Genomic DNA, 3,620 nt, shown 5'->3' with positions numbered 1-3,620 from the left:
AAAATACCATCTTTTGCCCAGGCAAACATCAGTCTCGAAACGGATAAGAGCATCGCAGGTAAATCATTGATTAATGCAATGGCAGCACCAACCAATATGGCGATTCCCCAACCAGAAGGTAGCACGAAGCTTAAGAGTCCCGGAGCTGTAATGTCTTTTTCCATGGCTTCAGCTGCCACAAAACTCCAAGGGACGATATGATATACTGCGGAAGAAAACAAAAAGTAAAAACATCCTACACCCACGATGGCAAGCAAGATAGCTAAGGGCAAATTCTTTGTTGGGTTCTTAGCTTCTCCTCCTGCCTGTGCGATGGAATCAAAGCCAATAAAACTGGAAAACAACAATGCCGCTGCTGACAAAAAAACGCGCCAATCAAAGGCAATTTCAGTGACAGGTTCAAAGGTTCTTCCTTCTTTTTCTTGAAGTGCAGTTAAAAAATCAGAAGAATTGAAAAAAAGTCCCGAAATGATTACAATCCCTCCAAGAGCAAACATTAAAAACATCATGGGCAAAAGAAAGCGTTCGTAGGATTTTAATCCGCGAATGTTAACTGCCACAAAACCCCAGATAAGGCCTAAAGCAATTCCGACTCTTATCCATCCAACTTCCAATGAATTTGAAATACTTTCCCAACCAAAACTCGTAGTGACATCTCGGATAAAAGGAACGGTGATATAGGCGATGACACCAATTACAATCGATAGTCCGAACCATTGCGAAAAGCTGGCCACAAATCCTAAATAGGGATTGAGACCTCGACTGGCATATATGTAACTGCCGCCTGCTCTCGGCATTGCGGAAGCTAAAATCCCATAGGCCAAAGCCGCAAAAAGCGCAGGTATGGCAGCAAAAAGGAATGCCGGTAATACGTAGGGCCCAATTCCAGGGACGTTCCGCTGGATCATAAAAGGAACCACGTTGATGGAAGCTCCCAACATGGAACAAACCCCTGTGGCAATCAGGGCTAGAAGCCCCATTTGTCTTGTTAATTTAGTCGTACTCAAAAGAGGTGTTTCAATTTTGATTTATCCTGATAAGCTGAATGAATTTGCGATGATTTTCCATTAAAAAACCAAAATCCAAGATTTTAAAATTCGCTTTTCAATCACAAGATTAAAAAACCTTTGAGAATTTTATCCTTAAGGCTTTAAATTCTTATCCTCGGGCGTGAACCATTGTTAGAAGTTGGGTAGAAAATCTTACAATTTTCCTTTAAAAAAAGGATGTTTATATACAGGATTTTGAGGCTGAATCCATGCTAATACTTAATGGAATCATTGAGAATTCTCTAAAATTTATAGCTATATCCAACTCTGAAAACTTGTGTCTCATAATAATCTGCGCTTGTGTAGCTAAAATCATTTCCATCCACAGTTTTCTTAATGATCATGGTATTCAGCAAATCAGTTGCATTAAAAAAGAATTCGCCATTTCCATCTTGGATCACCTTTTTCAAGCCTAAGTCTAAGGAAAACCTACTCTCTATTTTTCCTTGAGGAATAACATCCGGAGCGAGGTAAATTGCCGTTAACTGCCCGGTAAAGTTTTCATTGAATTTAAATTTCGAATTCCATTTCAAATTTCCTGAAAAAATTTCCTGCTTTTCAGCGGTGAAAATATGAGGTTCGGGATAAAGGTTCTCCACAGTAAACGCATCAATCTGATTGTGGTAACCTATCAGATTCAGATCAAAGGAATACCAGTCATTTACATCCTGATCCCAGATAACTTCAAGTCCGGTATTGTAGCTTTTTCCCGCATTTTGAAAAATAGCATAAATCAATTTGCTGTCGCCATAGGTAGTGGAAATTCTAGTAATGGTACCATCAACCATCCTATGATAAATTGCTGAATAAAGTGATCCAGTATTCCAGGTAGTTTTCCACCCCAACTCATAAGAATTTGTGAATTGCGGTTTCAGGGCAGGATTTCCAACTTTAATAATTTCTGCGTCATCGTATTTTGGGAAGATTCGGATATCTACTTCATTTGGCCTATCTACTCTACGATTATAGGAAGCTGTAATTTTATTCAGTTCATTAACCTTGTATGAAATTCTAGTGTTTGGAAATGGCTGGAAGTAATTATATCCATCACTCTTATAAGTTGGATGATTTGGGTTTACTTCATAATTCAACTTGATATATTCCAGTCTAACTCCAATTTCAGCCTCTATTTTTTTTGATTCAAAAACATAATTTCCATAAACCGCAGGGATGGTTTCTTTGTAGGTTGCCGCACCTCCGGCAAGAGAATCTATGGGAGAATTTTCACCGGGAAAAAATTGCATATTAGTAGGAATCCATCTTCTTCTGAATTTCAATCCAGTTTCCAATCGTCCATTTTTCAAAGGCTTCACATAGTCAAGAGTTACATCGACCACATTTTCATCGGAAAGTAATTTGAAAGCATCTTCACCTATAGAAGTGGGAAGTGTATTGGTGAAGAAATACTGTTCATCTTCTCGATGAAACGTATAATTGAGACCTGCGGAAAGAGTATGGCCAGGGTCAATAAACTTATGTTGAAAAGCTGCTGTACCCATAGCAGTGATTTTTAGCTCATCTTCCAGAAACTGCCAAAGTCTTAAACGCTCAGAAAAATCTTCATTAAAAAATGGTTGATCTCCTCTATCGATGATTTTCTCGCTGCCGAAAAGTCCAGAAATAGTCAATGTATTCGATGGATTGATGGACCAATCCATTCCTGCTCTAGTTGTTAGGAAGTTTGTATTCCTGTTTCTTTTAAGTTGCTGGTTGATGACACTTCCATCGTCATAAGTTCTGGTGACAAACTCGTTTTTATTGAGTGTTTGGGTATAAAGGTTATCTGCCGAAATGAAAAAATTCACATCTTCTTTTCTGTAATTGAGAGAGATAGAAGGATTGATTTTTGGGGTGTTTTTATACTGGGGCCTAATATCTGGGAGGTTGGCTTTTTTCTCCCAATTAGCCCCAAGACCTAGCGCCAAGCCAACTGTACCGTTAAATCCTTCTTGCTTCTCTTTCTTCAAAATGATATTGATGATTCCTGCATTCCCATTAGCATCAAATTTCGCAGAAGGGTTATTGATAATTTCAATTCTTTCCACTGAAGAGGACGGGAGATTATCCAGTCCTGTTTGATTGCCAAAACCGGTCAAAGCAGTTTGTTTTCCATCGATCAAAACAGCTACTCTGTCATTTCCTCTGATCTGAACTTTTCCTTCCTGAACCGTCACTCCGGGAAGATTCGACATGGCCTGAAGAACGGAGCCGCCACTTTGACTTATGTTTTGACTCAAATCGTAGGTTTTCTTATCTAGCTTATTACTAATCGCCTCAGCTTGTCCCACAACTTCCACTGCTCCTAATTCCTGGTATGAGCTAGTCATAGAAATATCTCCAAGATTTAAAAAAGCTGAACTTGATCCGACAAAAATTTCTTGTCTTAAAGTTTCAAAACCTAAAAAACTAGCTTCTAATTCATAGTCTCCAGGAGTTATATCTACTAGAGTGAAAAGTCCTGCTTCATCAGAAATAGCACCTGTTACAAAGCTGCTATCTGAGGCTTTTTTCAATAATACATTCACATAAGACAGTGCCTCATTGGATGTCTTATCTATAATTTTCCCTGAG

The 3,620-nt window shown here is 38.7% G+C and carries 2 protein-coding genes; both read right to left on the bottom strand.

What is annotated here, in order from left to right:
• Nucleotides 1-1,007, bottom strand: a 1,007-nt coding sequence (locus tag Q0L68_RS17930; protein ID WP_296705634.1) for an APC family permease, incomplete at its 3' end; no start/stop codon positions are given.
• Between the two features lie 284 nt (nucleotides 1,008-1,291).
• The coding region (locus tag Q0L68_RS17925; RefSeq protein WP_296705633.1) for a TonB-dependent receptor at nucleotides 1,292-3,620 on the bottom strand (2,329 nt) is incomplete at its 5' end.

It is taken from the genome of Algoriphagus sp., assembly GCF_024642405.1.
Taxonomy (GTDB): Bacteria; Bacteroidota; Bacteroidia; order Cytophagales; family Cyclobacteriaceae; genus Algoriphagus.
The sequence above is the reverse complement of the archived record's forward strand: the minus strand, read 5'-3'. Positions and strand labels throughout refer to the sequence as shown.